Source organism: Paenochrobactrum glaciei, from assembly GCF_039522165.1.
GTDB lineage: Bacteria > Pseudomonadota > Alphaproteobacteria > Rhizobiales > Rhizobiaceae > Paenochrobactrum > Paenochrobactrum glaciei.
In genome coordinates this window covers 1235526-1255211 of sequence record NZ_BAAADE010000001.1, presented here as the reverse complement: position 1 = coordinate 1255211, position 19686 = coordinate 1235526, and the positions used below count along the sequence as shown (strand labels likewise).

General features: G+C 50.7%; 18 protein-coding genes. 2 read left to right on the top strand and 16 right to left on the bottom strand.

All coding sequences use genetic code 11. The annotated features are described in order from the left end of the window. From sdhA to rimM, 9 genes are all read right to left on the bottom strand, one after another. Positions 1 to 1857 (bottom strand): succinate dehydrogenase flavoprotein subunit, encoded by a 1857-nt coding sequence (gene sdhA / locus ABDZ76_RS05870; RefSeq protein WP_343802598.1) that lies wholly within the window; start codon positions 1855 to 1857, stop codon positions 1 to 3. Positions 1858 to 1865: 8 nt separating this feature from the next. Beyond that, on the bottom strand, positions 1866 to 2249 hold the full coding sequence (gene sdhD, locus ABDZ76_RS05865) for a succinate dehydrogenase, hydrophobic membrane anchor protein (protein ID WP_374844595.1): 384 nt from the start codon (positions 2247 to 2249) through the stop codon (positions 1866 to 1868). A gap of 12 nt (positions 2250 to 2261) precedes the next feature. Continuing rightward, on the bottom strand, positions 2262 to 2660 hold the full coding sequence (sdhC, locus tag ABDZ76_RS05860; protein ID WP_343802592.1) for a succinate dehydrogenase, cytochrome b556 subunit: 399 nt from the start codon (positions 2658 to 2660) through the stop codon (positions 2262 to 2264). A gap of 329 nt (positions 2661 to 2989) precedes the next feature. After that, positions 2990 to 3448: a GNAT family N-acetyltransferase gene (locus ABDZ76_RS05855; protein ID WP_343802589.1), complete on the bottom strand. Its 459-nt coding sequence runs from the start codon at positions 3446 to 3448 to the stop codon at positions 2990 to 2992. Positions 3449 to 3668: 220 nt separating this feature from the next. Continuing rightward, the gene (leuC, locus tag ABDZ76_RS05850) at positions 3669 to 5078 is read right to left on the bottom strand and encodes a 3-isopropylmalate dehydratase large subunit (protein WP_343802586.1); all 1410 of its coding nucleotides are present in this window, start codon (positions 5076 to 5078) and stop codon (positions 3669 to 3671) included. Between the two features lie 428 nt (positions 5079 to 5506). Then, positions 5507 to 5944: a 50S ribosomal protein L19 gene (gene rplS, locus ABDZ76_RS05845; protein WP_343802583.1), complete on the bottom strand. Its 438-nt coding sequence runs from the start codon at positions 5942 to 5944 to the stop codon at positions 5507 to 5509. A 216-nt stretch (positions 5945 to 6160) separates the two neighbouring features. Further along, a complete protein-coding gene (locus ABDZ76_RS05840) occupies positions 6161 to 6520 on the bottom strand; it encodes a DUF4260 domain-containing protein (protein ID WP_343802580.1) in 360 nt (119 codons plus the stop codon). Further along, complete coding sequence (gene trmD / locus ABDZ76_RS05835) at positions 6520 to 7221, bottom strand: tRNA (guanosine(37)-N1)-methyltransferase TrmD (RefSeq protein ID WP_343802577.1); 702 nt, start codon at positions 7219 to 7221, stop codon at positions 6520 to 6522. The genes ABDZ76_RS05840 and trmD overlap by 1 nt, the downstream gene beginning before the upstream one ends. Positions 7222 to 7229: 8 nt before the next feature. Then, a complete protein-coding gene (rimM, locus tag ABDZ76_RS05830) occupies positions 7230 to 7802 on the bottom strand; it encodes a ribosome maturation factor RimM (protein ID WP_343803148.1) in 573 nt (190 codons plus the stop codon). A 162-nt stretch (positions 7803 to 7964) separates the two neighbouring features. Here rimM and ABDZ76_RS05825 point away from each other — a divergent pair, with 162 nt between their 5' ends. Beyond that, positions 7965 to 8921 carry a tyrosine recombinase XerC gene (locus ABDZ76_RS05825; protein WP_343802574.1) on the top strand — a complete coding sequence of 319 codons (957 nt, stop codon included), beginning with the start codon at positions 7965 to 7967 and terminating at the stop codon, positions 8919 to 8921. Between the two features lie 38 nt (positions 8922 to 8959). Beyond that, positions 8960 to 10006: a TraB/GumN family protein gene (locus ABDZ76_RS05820; RefSeq protein WP_343802571.1), complete on the top strand. Its 1047-nt coding sequence runs from the start codon at positions 8960 to 8962 to the stop codon at positions 10004 to 10006. 77 nt (positions 10007 to 10083) lie between these two features. On the opposite strand, the gene lpdA is transcribed toward ABDZ76_RS05820, so the two are convergent. From lpdA to sucC, 7 genes are all read right to left on the bottom strand, one after another. Further along, complete coding sequence (lpdA, locus tag ABDZ76_RS05815) at positions 10084 to 11490, bottom strand: dihydrolipoyl dehydrogenase (protein ID WP_343802568.1); 1407 nt, start codon at positions 11488 to 11490, stop codon at positions 10084 to 10086. Between the two features lie 118 nt (positions 11491 to 11608). Beyond that, positions 11609 to 12154 (bottom strand): hypothetical protein, encoded by a 546-nt coding sequence (locus tag ABDZ76_RS05810; protein ID WP_374844594.1) that lies wholly within the window; start codon positions 12152 to 12154, stop codon positions 11609 to 11611. A gap of 58 nt (positions 12155 to 12212) precedes the next feature. Next, positions 12213 to 12872 carry a LysE family translocator gene (locus ABDZ76_RS05805; RefSeq protein ID WP_343802565.1) on the bottom strand — a complete coding sequence of 220 codons (660 nt, stop codon included), beginning with the start codon at positions 12870 to 12872 and terminating at the stop codon, positions 12213 to 12215. Between the two features lie 82 nt (positions 12873 to 12954). Beyond that, entirely contained in the window at positions 12955 to 14166 is a 1212-nt protein-coding gene (gene odhB, locus ABDZ76_RS05800; protein ID WP_343802562.1) for a 2-oxoglutarate dehydrogenase complex dihydrolipoyllysine-residue succinyltransferase, read from the bottom strand. A 57-nt stretch (positions 14167 to 14223) separates the two neighbouring features. Next, a complete protein-coding gene (locus ABDZ76_RS05795; RefSeq protein ID WP_343802559.1) occupies positions 14224 to 17214 on the bottom strand; it encodes a 2-oxoglutarate dehydrogenase E1 component in 2991 nt (996 codons plus the stop codon). 270 nt (positions 17215 to 17484) lie between these two features. Then, positions 17485 to 18387 carry a succinate--CoA ligase subunit alpha gene (gene sucD, locus ABDZ76_RS05790; RefSeq protein ID WP_343802556.1) on the bottom strand — a complete coding sequence of 301 codons (903 nt, stop codon included), beginning with the start codon at positions 18385 to 18387 and terminating at the stop codon, positions 17485 to 17487. 3 nt (positions 18388 to 18390) lie between these two features. After that, entirely contained in the window at positions 18391 to 19587 is a 1197-nt protein-coding gene (gene sucC / locus ABDZ76_RS05785) for an ADP-forming succinate--CoA ligase subunit beta (protein ID WP_343802553.1), read from the bottom strand. Between the last annotated feature and the right edge of the window lie 99 nt (positions 19588 to 19686).

The following is a 19686-nucleotide window of genomic DNA, read 5'->3' as shown; positions in this document are numbered from 1 at the left end:
TCAATATACACGCGCTTTTGGCGCAATTTTTGCAAGGCTGATGCCGCCGTCTTCTTCTTTGACAAGCGGATCAACATGCACCGGACGATAACCGAGCTTCACGTCGCCATTTTCCGACAACCATGCCAGTGAGTGCTTGCGCCAGTTGACGTCATCACGATCCGGATAATCCTCATGCGCATGTGCGCCGCGGCTTTCCTTACGGGCTTCCGCTGCCACCACAGTGGTGATCGCATTGGCCATCAGGTTTTCCAGTTCCAGTGTTTCCACAAGATCAGAGTTCCAGATCATCGAACGGTCGGTTACTTTAATATCCGGCATTTCCTTCCAGATGGCGGCCATACGGACACAGCCCTCCTTCAAGGATTCGGATGTACGGAACACAGCCGCCTCTTCCTGCATAGTGCGCTGCATCTTATCACGCAGCACAGCCGTTGGTGTGGAACCATTGGCAAAACGCAGACGGTCAAAACGCTCCATGATCACATCACAGGCAGCTTCGTTAATGGCAGGAATTTTTGCTTCACGGTCGATCACTTCACCAGCGCGGATTGCAGCCGCACGGCCAAAGACCACCAAGTCGATCAGCGAGTTGGAGCCAAGGCGGTTTGCACCGTGAACGGACGCACAACCAGCTTCACCAACAGCCATCAGACCCGGCTGTACGCGATGCGGATCGGCTTCAGTCGGGTTCAGCACTTCGCCCCAATAGTTGGTCGGAATACCGCCCATATTGTAGTGAACTGTCGGGATAACCGGAATGGGTTCCTTGGTCAGATCTACACCGGCAAAAATCTTGGCGCTTTCTGAAATACCTGGCAGGCGCTCATGCAGAACAGCCGGATCCAAGTGATCAAGGTGCAGATAGATATGATCTTTATCTTTACCAACGCCGCGACCAGCGCGGATTTCCAGTGTCATACAACGCGAAACCACGTCACGCGACGCCAGATCCTTGGCAGAAGGAGCATAACGCTCCATGAAGCGCTCGCCTTCTGAGTTAACCAGATAGCCGCCTTCACCGCGCGCACCTTCTGTAATCAGGCAGCCTGCACCGTAAATACCGGTCGGGTGGAACTGAACAAATTCCATATCCTGCAAAGGCAGCCCCGCACGAGCCACCATACCGCCACCGTCACCGGTGCAAGTATGGGCTGATGTCGCGGAGAAATAAGCACGGCCATAACCACCGGTCGCCAACACAACCATTTTGGCCGAGAAGCGGTGGATGGTACCGTCATCGAGGTTCCATGCCACAACACCGGTGCAGACACCGTCAGTCATGATCAGATCAAGCGCGAAATATTCAATGAAGAACTGCGCGTTGTTTTTCAAAGACTGGCCGTAAAGCGTGTGCAAAATGGCGTGACCGGTACGGTCAGCAGCTGCGCAAGTACGCTGTACCGGCGGGCCATCACCAAAGTTCTGCATGTGACCGCCGAACGGACGCTGATAAATCTTGCCTTCTTCGGTACGTGAGAACGGCACACCGTAATGTTCCAGCTCGTAAACAGCAGCCGGTGCTTCACGCGCCAGATATTCCATCGCATCCATGTCGCCGAGCCAGTCCGAACCTTTGACGGTATCGTACATGTGCCACTGCCATGAATCCGGCCCCATATTGGACAGCGAAGCGGCAATACCGCCCTGCGCCGCAACGGTGTGCGAACGGGTCGGGAAAACTTTAGTGATACAGGCTGTTTTGAAGCCCTGTTCAGCCATACCGAGCGTTGCGCGCAAGCCCGCACCACCCGCACCAACGACAACTACATCAAATTTATGGTCAACATAGGTATAAGTACGACCACCAAATTTAACTTTATCAGCGCCTGCTGCTTTATTTTCTGTTTTAGCCATCGGGCTTATCAACCTCCGAAGCTGAGCTTGAGAACCGCAAATACAGCGGCAAAGCCAATCACAAACGAGAAGAATGTGTTGAGCATCACCAGAGCGATTTTCATGCCTTCGCTATGAATATAATCTTCCACAACAACCTGCATGCCAAGACGCATGTGGTAGGCGCCTGTTGCGATGAAAAGTGCCATAATGATGGCAATCACCGGATGGCCAAGTGTTGCTTTTACTGTCGCATAATCAGCGCCATTGAGAGAAACCAGCAAGCCAACAAAGAAAAGAACCAGCGGCACCAGAGCCACAGCGCTCATACGCTGTGCCCAAAAGTGGCCGGTGCCTTCTTTGGCAGAACCAAGTCCGCGAACCTTACCAAGAGGAGTACGCATATCTTTCATAGTCATCTCCTTTTAGCGCACCGAATAACCGATGACCCAAACCAGCACAGTTGCAACCAATGAAAAAATCAAAGTCGCCCATGCAATCTTGGAAGCAGTATGTTTTTCCATTGCCGCACCCATGTCCCAGATGAAGTGACGGATACCGCCAGCCATATGGTGCAACAAAGCCCAAGTGTAGCAAAACAGGATAATACGACCGATAATGGAGCCGTAAATCATGTTGACAAAATTGAAGCATTCTTCACTGATCGCAGCTGACAAAAGCCAGGCAGCGAGCAAAACCGTACCGGCATAAAGCGCGATACCGGTCAGTCGCTGCATGGTCGACATGGCCATCGTAATGGTCCAGCGATACACCGACAAATGGGGAGATAAAGGGCGCTGACGCGTTGATGTAGGTTGAGTCATGGCTTTTCGTAGGCTTCCCTTGCGTAACGTCCCGATCATAAGGGCTCGTAAATCCACGAACTCTTAAAGACATTAGTGCGCAATCCAGTCCTCACTTGCGCACCCGATCGGGTAAAATACGTTGAGATCGCAAAATACGATCATCTACTTGGTGGTTTACTGCTCTTTTGTGACCACGTCAAAGTCGCTTTTGGCTTAGATTTAAACATTTAGTCGCAGCTTTTGCCAAAATCCGCCATTCAGTGCACTTCAATCGGTTAAAACAGGAAACCCTTAAAAGTTGCTGATTTTAATCAACTTTTTAATCCTATATCCGGCACTTGCTTTTTTCAGGTGCCGAAGCGAATCACATAGCTGGACCAGTCAGCAGCGGTTGCTACCTGCTCATAAAGCTTGCGTCCGTCTTCCGGCACGCGCGGAGCATTAAGCATCAATTTACTCCAGCCGCGCTCTTCGGCTTTATCGGCCAGCACATCAATCAGCGCCTTGGCAATGCCTTTGCCGCGATGCTCATGATGCACGTAAATGTGATCGACCTGACCGGCACGCATACCTGAAACAGGCTCAGGCAGATCATAGAAAATCGTGAAACCGACGATTTCGCCGTTCAGACGTGCGCCTAAAATTTCGGCACTGCGATCCTGCAACAAATGTTCAGCATAATATTCATCAGGACGGCGCGGTGCGCCACGCTTCAAAGCTTGCGCGTAGCTTGCCAGCAAAGGGGCAAATTCATGGGCATCACGCAAATGCAACAAAGCAATATCAAAAGCATGCTCATTCGTCATTTAGGTCAGTCCTCCAAATCATATATGCCTCATCAGCATAAACCAGTTTCAAGAACGATCGTCTTGTTATTCCAAACTGACTTACCTTCTAGAGCATTTCAGACAAAAGTGCGAAGCGCTTTTACGTCACGGGTAAAAGCCAGCTATTTATCATCCGGTCTTAATAAAAAAGGGCACAGCCTGAACTGCACCCTTTTGAAATTCAATCGCCAAGGAAGGCTTATTTCCAATCGCGAATATCAACAAAATGGCCGGCAACAGCAGCGGCTGCGGCCATCGCAGGCGACACCAGATGGGTGCGGCCTTTAAAACCCTGACGACCTTCAAAGTTACGGTTTGAAGTCGAAGCGCAACGCTCGCCCGGTGCCAGACGATCATCATTCATCGCCAAGCACATTGAGCAGCCCGGCTCGCGCCAGTCAAAACCTGCTTCGATGAAAATCTTGTCCAGACCTTCTGCTTCAGCCATTTCTTTCACGAGGCCTGAGCCCGGAACGATCATCGCATTGACGGTGGAAGCAACTTTTTTGCCTTCAACCATGCGCGCAGCATCACGCAAATCTTCAATACGGCCATTGGTGCAAGAGCCGATAAAGACGCGATCAATCGCAATATCGGTGATCTTGGTGCCCGGCTTCAGATCCATATATTCCAGCGCACGCCATTTGGATGAACGCTTGGTATCATCCTTAATGTCATCCGGATTTGGAACAACATCGGTTACGAAAACCACATCTTCAGGCGAAGAGCCCCATGTGACAACCGGTGAAATTTCAGCTGCATCAAGGGTTACGACTTTATCGAAATGAGCGCCTTCATCGGAGCGAAGAGTCTTCCAATAAGAAATGGCCTGTTCCAGCTGCTCACCTTTCGGAGCGCGTGGCTTGCCACGGATATAATCAAATGTGGTATCATCCGGCGCAATCAGACCAGCGCGTGCACCGCCTTCAATTGACATATTGCAGACCGTCATACGGCCTTCCATGGTCAAGGAAGTGATTGCATCGCCAGCATATTCGATCACGTAACCAGTACCGCCAGCGGTGCCGATTTTACCGATGATTGCCAGTGTAATGTCTTTAGCGGTTACACCCGGTGCCAGTTTGCCATCCACACGCACCAGCATGTTTTTAGCCTTTTTCTGGATCAGTGTCTGAGTTGCCAGAACGTGTTCCACCTCAGATGTACCGATACCATGCGCCAAGGAGCCGAAAGCACCGTGGGTTGAGGTATGGCTGTCACCGCAAACAATGGTCATGCCCGGCAGCGTAAAGCCCTGTTCCGGACCAACGATATGCACAACGCCCTGTCGCTTGTCGCGTTCGGAATAATATTCAACGCCGAAATCAGCGGCGTTTTTCGCCAGTGCTTCAACCTGAATGCGGCTTTCTTCATTTTTGATACCGTTGATACGGTCAGGCGAAGTCGGCACGTTATGATCAACCACAGCCAGAGTGCGCTCCGGATGACGAACTTTACGTCCTGTCATACGCAGACCTTCAAAAGCCTGCGGGCTTGTCACTTCGTGGACAAGGTGGCGGTCAATATAGAGGAGGCAGGTACCATCATCCTGCTGATCCACCAGATGATCGTCCCAAATCTTGTCATAAAGTGTACGCGGCGCGCTCATTGCGGAGTATCCTTTGAACGGTTCTAAAAATAATGGTTGTCTATGCACTGACAGCACGGTTTCGTCAAGAAACAGCAAGCGCAACAGGGTGTCGCAGCAAGATTCCGAAACAAAATCGACCGAAAACATGCAAAAAACTTCGTTTGCACCCGGATTATAGCAGAATTACAGCCAGCAAGAATAGCGAAAAACGCTGTAAAACCCGCATTTTGAGCCATTCAGGCGGGATAAAAAGCCGCAGTACCAATGTTTTCTGTAACTTATCAGCTGTTTTGCATCATTCAGCACTGAAAAATTGCATATCCGCTTTTGTTTAACATGCGTTTTCACGCATCTTAATTGAGTCGGGATAAGGGACATTTTCGGTAATTCAGCCAATAAAAAAGGCGGCCCGAGAGCCGCCTTTTTCATATAGATTTTTACTGATCTTATTCAGCAGCAGCAGCTTTTGCAGCGGCTTCTTTAGCGGCAGCAATTTTGTCAGCTTCACGTTCTGCTTTGGTGCGGTTGTCTTTCTTTTCAGCAATACGAGCTGCTTTACCGGTCAGACCGCGCAGGTAGTAGAGCTTGGCGCGACGTACTTTACCGCGACGAACAACTTCAACACCTTCAACCAGTGGGGAGTAAACTGGGAATACGCGTTCAACGCCTTCACCGTAAGAAATCTTACGAACTGTGAAGTTTTCGTTGAGGCCTGCACCAGCGCGTGCAATGCAAACGCCTTCGTAAGCCTGTACACGTGTACGTGTACCTTCAGTTACGCGAACCAAAACACGTACAGTGTCACCTGGCTGAAAATCTGGAAGCTTGCGCTTTTCTTCGATTTTAGCAACCTGTTCAGCGTTGAGCTGGCTAATGATATCCATCGTTCTAATCCTTAGTAGTTCTTCTCAAACAGCCAGAGCGCCCAACGCTTCACTTGTAGCAACATGGCCACAAATTTATGCTTTTCAGCAGGGGCGGTTCACCATTTATTGATTTAGCGAACGTCCGGTTAGTTCCGGAACTGGCGTCGCAATACACTATTAGCACGAGTTAATCAACTCTATGTGCATCAGCAGCACGCAAGTTTTAATAGCTTCTTATATTTTTCTCCGGCCAATACGCCCCATATGCGTATCCTGAAAGCTCGACGCATATTTCAGCCCATAACCAAGCATCCGGTCAAAAGCGATATGCGCAAACCAGATCAGCATATAAGGCCACAACCATTCCTGATCGAAGATATGAATGAATATGGCTAAAGCAATCACGCCCAAAAAACTATGGCCGATATTATAAATGACCGCCCCTGCCCGATTGCCGAAAACATAACCGAGCATGGTTAAATCCGGCACCAGAAAACAAAGGGCAAACAGCCACCAGCTTGCGCCGCTGATCGCATAAAACCATAGAGCAATCAGTAAAACCGCCCCATATTCTGCGCGGCGCAAAATCAGCATTATTTCTTATGTCCTTTAAACGCTTCCCATAAATCAGGGCGGCGTGTTTTGGTAATTTCTTCAGCCTGCGCACGGCGCCATTTATCAATCGCACCATGATTGCCCGATGTCAGGATTTCAGGAATAGAGCGCCCTTCCCACACTTGCGGACGGGTATAATGCGGATGTTCCAAAAGCCCTGTTTCAAAGCTTTCGGTTTCCCCTGATTCCTGATTGCCCATAACGCCTGGCAGTAAGCGCACGATAGCATCAAGCAGAACGATGGCAGCAGTTTCGCCGCCTGAGAGAATATAATCGCCGATGGAAATCTCTTCCAGCTCGCGGCTTTCAATCACCCGCTCGTCCAGCCCTTCAAAGCGCCCGCACATGATGATTGCGCCATCACCTGCCGCAAGCTCACGCACGCGTTTTTGCGTCAAAGGTTTGCCGCGCGGGCTCATCAGCAGTTTCGGGCGATGATCGGCAACCGAATCGATGGCTCTTGCCACCACATCCGCTTTCATCACCATACCGGCACCGCCGCCAGACGGCGTATCATCGACCATGCGATGTTTATCTTCGGCAAAATCACGAATCTGAACTGTTTCCAGTGACCATTTGGCCTCGTTCAAAGCTTTCCCAGCCAAGGACACACCCAAAGGGCCCGGAAACATTTCTGGATAAAGCGTCAGCACCGATGCCTGAAATTTTTTCAATGTCATATCAGCGCTCATGCTTCACGATCACGTTCATCATCATAGCCATCGTCAGGATAATCATCATCCTGATCGGCGATAAGACCGGCTGCATAAGGATCAACAATGATCTTGCCATTGGTCAGATCGATCTCGGTGACTGCGGCTTCGGTAAACGGGATAAGCATTGGCTTGCGCCCTGTTAGACGCAGTTCAATCAGATCACCACCACCAAAATCAAACAAAGCATGGACACGGCCGTGATTGTTGCCTTGCTGGTCATAGGCTTGTAAGCCAATCAGATCGGCATAATAAAACTCGTCATCATCCAGATCTTCCGACAATTGCGAACGATCAATGAATAATTCAGTGCCGTTCAGCGCTTCGGCGGCATTGCGGTCATTGACACCGCGGAAACGAACGATGACTACTGTCTTCGCGTTGCGCACATCCAGCACTTCATAAGATTTGCCCTGCTTATCATAAAGCAGACCATAATCACCGATAGCCAACGGATCTTCCGTATAAGGTTTAACCCGCACTTCACCACGTATGCCGTGTGCAGCACCGATAACGGCGAGTTGGACAGGATTTTCCGGACGCGACATGATGGTTCCTAACATTCATCTGATCTTTCCCTTCCGATTAACCAATCTTCAGGCAAAGTCCAAGATAATTGATCGAGAAAAATAATATGTAAGCTCTGAGTAATAACTCAATGGCACAATAGTTGCATCGCTTAACTCATCAAACGGCATATTTTAAAGCGCATGAGCACAGTTTCCAAATCACAAGAATTTCTGATCCCTGCGCGCGCAGATTTGCAGGCTGCGCGTGAAGAATGGTTGAAAAGCTTAAGCGAAACCCGCCGCCTCTCCGACAATACGCTGCAAGCCTATGAACGCGATACACGCCAGTTCCTGCAATTTTTAACCGGTCATTTGGGTGAACCGCCGAGCCTGAAAGATGTCAGCGCTTTGCGGGTTGCTGATTTACGTTCATTTTTAGCCAATCGCCGTAATGATGGTGCCGGTGCGCGCACGCTTGGGCGCGGCCTTGCCGGTGTGCGCTCGCTATTGCGCCATCTGGAGCGCCGCGGCCTTGCCAATGCGGCAGGGGCAAGCGCTATCCGCGCACCCAAACAGCCAAAATCATTACCGAAACCTTTAACCACGCAAGATGCGCTTAAAGTTGTCAGTACAATTGAGCAACTGGCAGAAGAGCCGTGGATTGCCGCCCGCAATGCAGCCGTGCTGACACTGCTTTATGGTTGTGGTTTGCGTATTTCAGAAGCGCTCAACCTTAACGGAGATGCGCTCAGTGATCCCAATGAGCGCTCAATCGTCCTCATCGGTAAGGGCGGCAAAAGCCGCATGGTGCCGCTATTGCCCGTCATCCACCGTGCCGTGGCCGATTATCGCAAACTCTGCCCCTATGATTTAAGTGCCGATCAACCGCTTTTTCGCGGTGCCAAAGGTGGCCGCTTGCAGCAAGGCATCATCCAGCGTGAAATGCAAAAAATGCGCTCCGCTCTTGGTCTGCCGGACAGCGCCACACCGCACGCTTTGCGCCATTCTTTTGCGACCCATTTATTAGGGCGCGGCGGCGATTTGCGCACGATTCAGGAACTGCTCGGCCATGCCAGCCTTTCCACCACACAGGTCTATACCGGTGTGGACACCGATCGCCTGTTGGAAATTTACGATAAAGCGCATCCACGTATGTAATTTCACAATTTTACGCCTATATTCTTCTCATGAAAAATATGTGGCACCACCTCAAAACCCCCGCGCGTTTTTTAACGCTGACATTATTATTGGCAGCCGGATCCTTTGCTTTCACGCAAAATTCTTATGCACAAGAAGCACAAACGGCGGCTTGTAAGCCCGCTAAAAATCTGCTGCCGGATTTTATCAAAAAACATCCGGACACCTATCAAAAACTGCAAGCTGAAGCTGAAAAAACACCCAACCATTCCGGCCTGTTGTGGAAAATCACCAAGCCGAATGTAAAAACCTCTTATCTTTTCGGCACAATGCATTTAAGCGATCCGCGTATTTCCAATGCGCCTGCCCCCGTTTTGGCCTTACTGGACAAGTCTGAAACCATGATTATCGAAACCACCGATGTACTTGATCCGGCGTTTCTGGTTCAAATTCTGAGTACCCAGCCTAACCTCATCCAAATGCAAGGCAATGACACATTGTCCAAGCTGTTTTCCGAAGAAGAACAACTGGAAATTCGTCAGCAATTATCCAAACGCAATCTCAGCCTCGCCGCCTTTGATAAGCTTCAGCCATGGATTGTCACCAATCTATTGAGCATACCGCAATGTGAAAGCGTGCATCAGGCACAAGGTAAAGTCGCGCTGGACATGATGCTGGCAAAACGCGCTCAAGAACTGGATAAACATCTGGTCGGCTTGGAAACAGCAGCAGAGCAATTGGAAGCTATGAAAGCGCTGCCGATGGAGTTTCATCACAAAGGCTTGCTCGCAAGTGTACGCGCCCTTGATGAGATCGATGATTTCATGGAAACACTCACCCATCTTTATCTCGAAGGGCGTATCGGCCTGATGGCGCCTATCTTACAGGCTCTTGATGAAGACGGTCTCAGCGATGAGGATTATCAAAAATTTGAAGAAATCATGGTCAACAAACGTAACCACAATATGATGGAACGTGGCCTGACCTTCTTCAATCACGGCGATGTTTTTATGGCTGTTGGCGCGCTGCATTTACCGGGCGAAGACGGCCTTGTGGAATTGTTGCGCGCACAAGGCTTTACCGTCGAGAATGTGCCGCTGAACTAACAAGCGCATCCCGCCGCATATCAAAACAAAAAAGCCCGGAGGAACCATCCGGGCTTTTCTCATTTGCACAATGCAAATTACATATGGATTGGTTTTCCACTGGTTGCCATGGCCGATTCACGGACAGCTTCCGACATGGTTGGATGCGCATGGCAGGTACGCGCCAGATCTTCTGACGAGCCACCAAACTCCATCAGCACGGTCAGTTCATGGATCATTTCACCGGCATTGTAGCCGAGGATATGTGCGCCCAGAACTTTGTCGGTGGCTTTGTCTGCAAGAATTTTTACAAAACCATCGGTGTGCTGCATTGCACGCGCACGACCATTTGCAGTGAACGGGAATTTGCCGACTTTATATTCAACGCCGGCAGCTTTCAGTTCTTCTTCGGTTTTACCAACAGAAGCTACTTCCGGCTGGGTGTAAACAACGCTTGGGATAACGTCGAAATTCACATGTCCGGCCTGACCGGCGATCAATTCAGCAACGGCCACGCCTTCATCTTCAGCTTTATGCGCCAGCATCGGGCCTTTAACCACGTCACCGATGGCATAAATGCCGGCAACATTGGTCTGCCAATGATCGTTAATCGCAACGCGGCCACGTTCATCAAGCGCCACACCGGCCTCTTGAAGACCCAGACCATCGGTGTAAGGACGGCGACCGGTTGCAACCAGCACCACATCGGCTTCCAGCACTTCCGCATCGCCGCCTTTAACCGGCGAATAGGTCACTTTCGCGCCCTTACCAGCTTTTTCAACGCCGGTGACTTTCGCACCCAGCTTGAAAGCCAGACCCTGTTTTTCCATCATGCGCTGGAAGTGTTTAGATACATCACCGTCCATCGCGCCCAGAACCTTGTCGAGATATTCAACAACGGTCACCTTGGTGCCAAGACGTGACCAGACAGAACCCAGTTCCAGACCGATAACACCGCCGCCCACAACGATCATGCTTTCCGGTACTTTGTCAAAAGACAGAGCGCCGGTTGAAGAAACGATGATCTTTTCATCGAATGCAACTTCAACGCCCGGAATACCGGCAACATCAGAACCCGTAGCGATAATGATGTTTTTGGTGGTCAGTTCTTCAACTTTACCATCTTCGGATGTGACCGAAACTTTGCCCTGCGCAACCACTTTACCGGTACCGGTGAAAGCAGTGATCTTGTTCTTCTTGAACAGGAACTCAACGCCGGTGACGTTCGCTTTAACAGTGTTGTCTTTATGCGCCAGCATTTTTTCCAGGTTCAGCTTCGGCTTGCTTACTTCAACGCCGAGTGCATCAAAAGAATGGCCAGCTTCTTCATAAACTTCAGAAGCATGCAGCAGTGCTTTTGAAGGAATGCAGCCAACATTGAGGCAGGTGCCGCCATATGTCTTACGCTTTTCAATAACCGCTACTTTAAGGCCTAACTGCGCGGCTTTAATAGCTGCCACATAACCGCCTGGTCCGGTTCCGATGACGACGACATCGTAAGACATTCAATAATCCTCTTTACTTTCAACGAGAGCAAATCTGCCCTTTGATTGATGGTAACCCACGTTTTCCATAACGATGAGTCATTGATCTTCACATCTGCCTTATCAGGCAGATTTAAACTTATTCTGCTTCCTGCGTGCAGGTTTTGAAACGGAACGCTTCCCATGTCAGCGGTTCGGCTGGCTTTGCTTCGCCAAAATCATAAACATCCAGCGCACCGAGCAAATCCGGAAACAGCACTGTCTGGGCGGCAGGTTCTTCTGCCTTTGGCAATGGCTCAGCTTCGGCTGTCTCTTTCAGCGCATAAACAACGCCCTGCCAAATGCTGCAATCTTCCAGATCTTCGGAGGACGCACCCGCACCACCACAATTATACATAATCATCGCCAGCGGACGTTTAACCGCCTCTTCCGGCCAAACCACCAGACCTGTCAGCTTGAATTCCGGCTTTTCATTATAAGTGATTGTAAATTCATTGGTCGGAGCCGGACTGAAATTCAGATCATTGGGCTCTTCAGGACGGAAAGTCAGCGTATAATTATCATCGCGATCTGTATAAACCGCACGATTTTGCATGCAGGCCGCAAAGGCGCCCGAAGGGGCAGCCACGATACCAGCCAACAACATGACAGAAGCAGTTTTTAAAATCGTGCGATAACAGCTCATATGTTTTCTCCTTGAGAATCCCCGTCAATATGCTCAGTGAATAGAAAATCACATGCGATTAGATATGGGCCTTTTCTGTGGCCAGTTTCAGTCCCAGCGTGATAAAAACCAAACCACTGACCCGATCAATCATTTTGCCCGCCCGCGCAAATGCTGCCTGCATATGCGGCGTTGTCATAAACAGTGACACACAGACAAACCAGCTAATCAGACATACGGCCATCAGCACGCCATAGCCAAGCTTGATCTGCGTCGGCGTACCAACGCTCACCACGGTTGAAAAGATCGAAAGGAAGAAAAACACAGCCTTAGGGTTCAACGCATTGGCTGCAAATCCAAGGCTGAAAGCTTTCATGAAGCTTTGCTGTTTGCCAAGAATTTTTGATGCAGTCTGCGCAGTGCCTTCAGGGCTGATTTGCACGAAGCCGCCCGAAGAGCGCAATGCCTTGATGCCGATATAAACCAGATAGGCCACACCGCACCATTTCACCAGATTAAACAAATAGATCGATTTGGAGATAATGAGGCCAAGCCCCAGCACTGTATAGCTTACATGCATCATCAGTGCGGCACCAATACCAAAACTGGTGATAATTGCCTGTTTGCGCCCGTGCACCATAGCCTGCCGCATAACCATAGCCAGATCAGCGCCGGGCGAAATCACTGCAAAAGCAAAAATCGCCATCAATGATGCCAGTTCGATCAGGTATGCGTGCATGGTTCTGACCCGGTAAAATGCGACAAAACAAACAAATCAAGAGAATGAGCGGCGGCTATTATAACCGCCGCTCTGAGCAATATTAGAGATCGAGAACCAGACGTTCCGGATCTTCCAGGCTATCCTTGACGCGAACGAGGAAGGTTACTGCTTCCTTGCCGTCAACGATGCGGTGGTCATAAGACAGAGCCAGATACATCATCGGACGGATAACAATCTGACCACCAACAACAACCGGACGCTCCTGAATCTTGTGCATGCCAAGAATACCGGACTGCGGTGCATTGAGGATTGGTGAAGACATCAGGGAGCCATAAACACCACCATTGGTGATGGTGAAAGTGCCGCCCTGCATGTCAGCGACAGAAAGCGAACCGTCACGGGCAGCTTTTGCCAGACGACCCAGTTCCTTTTCAACGCCGGCAATCGACATCTGATCGGCATCACGGATAACCGGAACAACCAGACCCTTATCGGTGCCAACAGCCATACCCACATGAGCAAAGTTCTTGTAGATGATGTCGTTGCCGTCGATTTCAGCGTTAACAGCCGGAATTTCTTTCAAGGCATGGGTTACAGCTTTGGTGAAGAAGCCCATGAAGCCGAGCTTCACGCCGTGTTTCTTCTCAAAGATATCCTTGTAGCGCTTACGCAGATCCATAACCGCAGACATGTCCACTTCGTTGTAAGTGGTGAGCATGGCAGCAGTGTTCTGCGCGTCCTTCAAACGACGTGCAATGGTCTGGCGCAGACGGGTCATTTTCACGCGTTCTTCACGCACTTCATCACCAGCCGGTGAAGCCGCACGGGCAACAGCCGGAGCTGCCACAGGTGCTGCTGAAATGCCCTTGGCAACGGCATCAAGCACATCGCCTTTAAGAACCTGACCACGCTTGCCGGAACCGGCAACCTGATCAGCACTCACGCCGCTTTCAGCCAACAGCTTGGCAGCAGATGGTGCTGGTGCCATTGCCAAGCCCGAAGAGGCTGCAACTGGTGCTGGGGCAGCTGCAGGTGCGCTAGCGGCTGGCTTTGGGGTGGCTGCAACAGCTGCACCATCAGTAGAAATCTGGCCAAGAAGAGCGTTTACTTCAACAGTATCGCCTTCCTGTGCAGTGATTTCTGCCAGAACGCCGGCAGCAGCGGCTGGAACTTCAATCGTTACTTTATCGGTTTCCAGTTCGACAAGCGGTTCATCGAGAGCGACAGCTTCGCCGACTTTTTTGAACCATTTGCCAATGGTTGCCTCAGAGACGGATTCCCCAAGTGTAGGAACGCGGATTTCGGTGGCCATGGTTTTATCTTCCGTTGATCTCAAGTCTGAAAATTCTGATGAAAGGCGTCCGGCTCATTAAGAGCCGAGCGCATCTTCAAGGAATGCTGCAAGCTGTTCCAGATGTCTGGACATCAAGCCTGTTGCAGGTGATGCCGCAGCCGGACGGCCTGTATAACGAGCGCGCGGATATTTTGCATCAATATGCGCAAGTACCCATTCCAGATAAGGCTCGATGAACGACCAGGCGCCCATGTTCTTCGGCTCTTCCTGACACCATACAATTTCCGCACCGCGGAAACGGGACAGTTCATTGATGAGCGCCTTAGCCGGGAACGGATAGAGCTGCTCGACGCGCAACAGATAGATGTCGTCGATACCGCGTCTCTCACGCTCTTCGTAAAGATCATAATAGACCTTACCGGAGCAAAGAACCACACGACGGATTTTCGCATCTTTTTGCAGCTTGATCGGCTGATCTTTCAGATATTGCGCATCATCCCACAACAGACGGTGGAAGGATGAATCGCCTGAAAGTTCACTCAATGTCGAAATCGCACGCTTATGACGCAGCAATGACTTTGGTGTCATCATGATCAAAGGCTTGCGGAAATCGCGTTTCATCTGACGGCGCAGAATATGGAAGTAGTTCGCCGGTGTGGTAACGTTGGCCACTTGCATATTATCTTCCGCGCAAAGCTGGAGATAACGCTCGAGACGGGCGGATGAATGCTCAGGACCCTGACCTTCATAACCATGCGGCAGAAGGCAGACGAGACCGGACATACGCAGCCACTTGCGTTCACCTGACGAGATGAACTGGTCAAACACAACCTGTGCACCGTTGGCGAAGTCACCAAACTGGGCTTCCCAAAGGGTCAGCGCACGCGGATCGGACAGCGAATAACCATATTCGTAACCAAGGACGGCCTCTTCGGAAAGCATCGAGTTGATGGCTTCGTAAATTGCCTGACCCTTCTGAATATTATTCAGCGGTGTATAGCGGTTCTGGTTTTGCTGATCGTAGAGAACAGTGTGACGCTGGGAGAAGGTACCGCGTTCCACATCCTGACCCGAAAGGCGGATCGGATTGCCTTCAGAAACAAGAGTACCGAAAGCCAGCGATTCTGCCGTTGCCCAGTCAATGCCCTCACCGCTTTCAATCATCTTGGCGCGGTTATCGAGGAAACGCTGAATGGTGCGATGCACGTTGAAGTCGCTTGGAACTTCAACCAGCTTCTTACCGATTTCTTTCAGAGTTTTCAGCGGTACGCCGGTTTTACCGCGGCGCTGCTCATCTGCATTATCCGCAGTGCGCAAGCCTGTCCATGCACCGTCCAGCCAGTCAGCCTTGTTTGGCTTATAGCTCTGACCTGCTTCAAACTCTTTTTCCAGATTTTCGCGCCATTGCGCTTTCATCTGGTCAACTTCTTCCTGTGTCACCAGACCTTCAGCAATCAGCTTGTCGCTATAGAGCTGCAAAGTGGTCTTGTGCGCACGGATTTCCTGATACATCAAAGGCTGGGTGAACGCAGGCTCATCACCTTCGTTGTGACCAAAGCGACGGTAGCAGAACATATCAACCACAACTGGCTTATGGAATGTCATGCGGTATTCAATCGCGACCTTGGCTGCAAATACAACAGCTTCCGGATCATCACCATTAACGTGGAAAATCGGCGCTTCGATCATCTTAGCCACATCGGACGGATATGGGGACGAACGGGAGAAAGCCGGATTGGTGGTGAAACCGATCTGGTTATTGATGATGAAGTGAACAGTACCGGCAACGCGGTGACCGCGCAGACCGGAAAGCCCCAGACACTCAGCCACAACACCCTGACCGGCAAAAGCCGCATCACCATGAAGCAGCAATGGCAGCACTTTGGCACGTTCAGTCAACGGCACCAGATCATCACGGGTGCGGCCGACAAGCAGATCCTGCTTGGCGCGTGCTTTACCCATCACAACCGGATTGACGATTTCAAGGTGGGACGGGTTGGCTGTCAGCGAAAGATGCACTTCATTGCCGTCAAATTCACGGTCGGATGATGCACCCAGATGGTACTTCACGTCGCCTGAACCTTCCACATCATCAGGAGCGTAAGAACCGCCTTTAAACTCGTGGAAAATAGCACGGTGCGGTTTGCCCATAACCTGAGAAAGCACGTTGAGGCGGCCACGGTGAGCCATACCAAACACGATTTCTTTCAAGCCCATGGAGCCGCCGCGCTTGATGATCTGCTCAAGAGCAGGGATCAGCGATTCACCGCCATCCAGACCAAAACGCTTGGTGCCTTTATATTTAACGTCGATGAACTGTTCGAAGCCTTCTGCTTCAACCAGCTTCGACAGAATTGCTTTTTTACCTTCAGGGGTAAATGCAAAGCCTTTATCCGGGCCTTCGATACGTTCCTGAATCCAGGCTTTTTCAGCCGGATTGGAAATGTGCATGAACTCTACGCCCATGGTGGAGCAGTAGGTGCGCTTCAAAATAGCCAGCATTTCCGGAATAGTGGCATATTCCAGACCAAGCACATTATCGATGAAAATTTTGCGGCTATAATCAGCCGGTGTAAAACCGTAATTTTCCGGTTCCAGCTCATTATAAGCATCAGGCTTGTCGGCAAGACCGAGCGGATCCAGATTGGCATGCAAATGGCCGCGCATACGATAAGCGCGGATCATCATAATGGCATGAACGGAATCGCGGGCAGCCTGTGTCAGCTCTTCTGCGGTCAGTGTCGCTTTCGCGCCATTGTCTGACTTAGCTTTCAGCTTGTCGGTGACGTGTTTTTCAACATCTGCCCAGTTACCGTCCAGCGCTGAAACCAGTTCGCCGCTTTCAGCAAGCGGCCAGTTCGGCTTGGTCCATGATGCTCCCTGCGCATTTTTGCGCACATCGTCAGCATCGTCATTCAGTTCTGAGAAGAAATCACGCCACTGCTGATCGACAGAGTTCGGATCATCCTGAAACTTAGCGTATAGTTCCTCAATATAATCGGCATTTCCGCCGTAAAGGAACGAAGTGAGGGCGAAAACGTCGTTAGCCTGTTCTTGCCTTGCCATAACTTATCCGGAGGCCGAGCCCCGTCTCCTCTTAGCAGTTCATCTTCGCGCGGGTTGAAAGCTTCTCCCCTCACGCGGTCAGGGCGGAACTGTGCGGCACCCCTGACATTATGGACCGTATAAAACTTCAAAAATCAGGCCGATTTAAGGGCAGTTTCATACAAACATTCAAATAGTTAGTCCGGTACTGAAAATCCTGCCTCATTGCGCAAATCCCGGCACCAGCTGAAAAGCCGGAACCGGGAAATATTTAACGAGAGCCGTTCATCCTCAGCCCTTCAGCACTTCAACGAGCGTCTTGCCAAGCTGTGCCGGTGATGGGGATACGCGGATACCCGCAGCTTCCATCGCAGCAATCTTGTCTTCCGCTCCGCCTTTACCGCCAGAAATGACGGCACCGGCGTGACCCATGGTGCGGCCTGGAGGTGCTGTACGTCCTGCGATGAAACCAACCATTGGCTTCTTGCGGCCGCGCTTGGCTTCGTCAGCGATGAACTGTGCAGCTTCTTCTTCAGCCGAACCACCGATTTCACCGATCATGACGATCGACTTGGTTTCATCATCAGCAAGGAACATTTCCAGCATGTCGATGAATTCTGTACCCTTAACAGGGTCGCCACCAATACCAACAGCAGTTGTCTGGCCGAGGCCTTCGTTGGAGGTCTGGAACACTGCTTCATAGGTCAGTGTACCCGAACGCGACACAACGCCAACCGAGCCTTTTTTGAAGATATTGCCCGGCATAATGCCGATTTTGCATTCTTCAGGGGTCAGGATGCCCGGGCAGTTAGGGCCGATGAGGCGTGATTTTGAACGGATCAGACGATCCTTCACACGCACCATGTCCATAACCGGAATACCTTCGGTGATGCAGACGATGAGGCCGATTTCAGCTTCAATCGCTTCGAGAATTGCATCCGCTGCGCCTGCTGGCGGCACATAGATCACGGAAGCATCAGCTTTGGTGCGATCTTTGGCTTCTGCAACGCTTGCAAAAATAGGCAGGGTTTCGCCGCCGGCGCCTGTCCAGGTTTCACCACCCTTTTTCGGGTGAATACCACCAACCATCTGGGTGCCGTAATAAGCCAGCGCCTGTTCGGTGTGGAATGTACCGGTTTTACCGGTCAGACCCTGTACGAGAACCTTGGTGTCCTTGTTAATCAGAATGGACATGCCTCAATTTCCCTTCACTGCTGCGACGATTTTCTGCGCCGCATCGTCGAGATCGTCAGCTGAAATAACATTCAGGCCGCTCTCGTTGATGATTTTCTTACCCAGTTCCACGTTGGTGCCTTCAAGACGCACAACGAGAGGAACTTTCAGACCAACTTCCTTAACAGCTGCGATCACGCCTTCTGCGATGATGTCGCATTTCATGATGCCGCCGAAGATGTTGACCAGAATACCTTCAACAGCCGGATCAGCTGTGATGATTTTGAAAGCTGCGGTTACTTTTTCTTTGGTAGCGCCGCCGCCAACATCGAGGAAGTTTGCAGGTTCTGCGCCGTAAAGCTTGATGATGTCCATGGTGGCCATTGCAAGGCCTGCACCATTGACCATGCAGCCGATGTTGCCATCAAGTGCTACATAAGCCAGATCATATTTCGATGCTTCGATTTCCTTGGCATCTTCTTCGCTTGTGTCGCGCAGTTCCATGATATCGGCATGACGATACAAAGCGTTGCCATCAAAAGATACTTTGGCATCCAGCACGCGCATGCGGCCGTCTGTCATGACGATGAGCGGGTTGATTTCCAACAGGCTCATGTCTTTTTCAGTGAAGGCTTTGTAAAGAACCGGGAAGAGTTTCAGTGCATCTTCACGAGCCTGACCTTCAAGCTTCAGCGCATCTGCAAGTTTGTTGGCATCTTCTGCAGTCACACCATCTTCCGGTGCAATCGCAACATTGATGATTTTTTCAGGTGTTGCTTCTGCAACAGCTTCAATATCCATGCCGCCTTCAGTGGAAACCACGAATGCAGGACGACCAACGGTGCGGTCGATCAGGATCGAGAGATAGAGTTCGCGATCAATGTCTGCACCATCTTCGATGTACAAACGATTGACCTGCTTACCGGCAGGACCAGTCTGTGCGGTTACCAGTGTATTGCCGAGCATTTCTTTTGCATTGGCAACAACTTCTTCAACCGACTTGGCAAGGCGTACACCGCCCTTTGCATCAGGGCCGAGCTCTTTGAACTTACCCTTACCGCGACCACCTGCGTGGATCTGGCTCTTGACCACATAAAGCGGACCAGGAAGCGTTTTTGCCCATTCTTCCGCCTGTTCAACGGAATAAACAGCCACACCATTGGCGATTGGCGCACCGAACGAGTGCAGCAGACGCTTGGCCTGATATTCATGAATATTCATCTGGATGTCCTTTGCGGATTTCCCGATCTCTTGTTTTCAAGGATCGTTTCAGAAAAGCTTAAAAAATGGCCGGTAGCGGATCCCATCGGCCATTTTTAG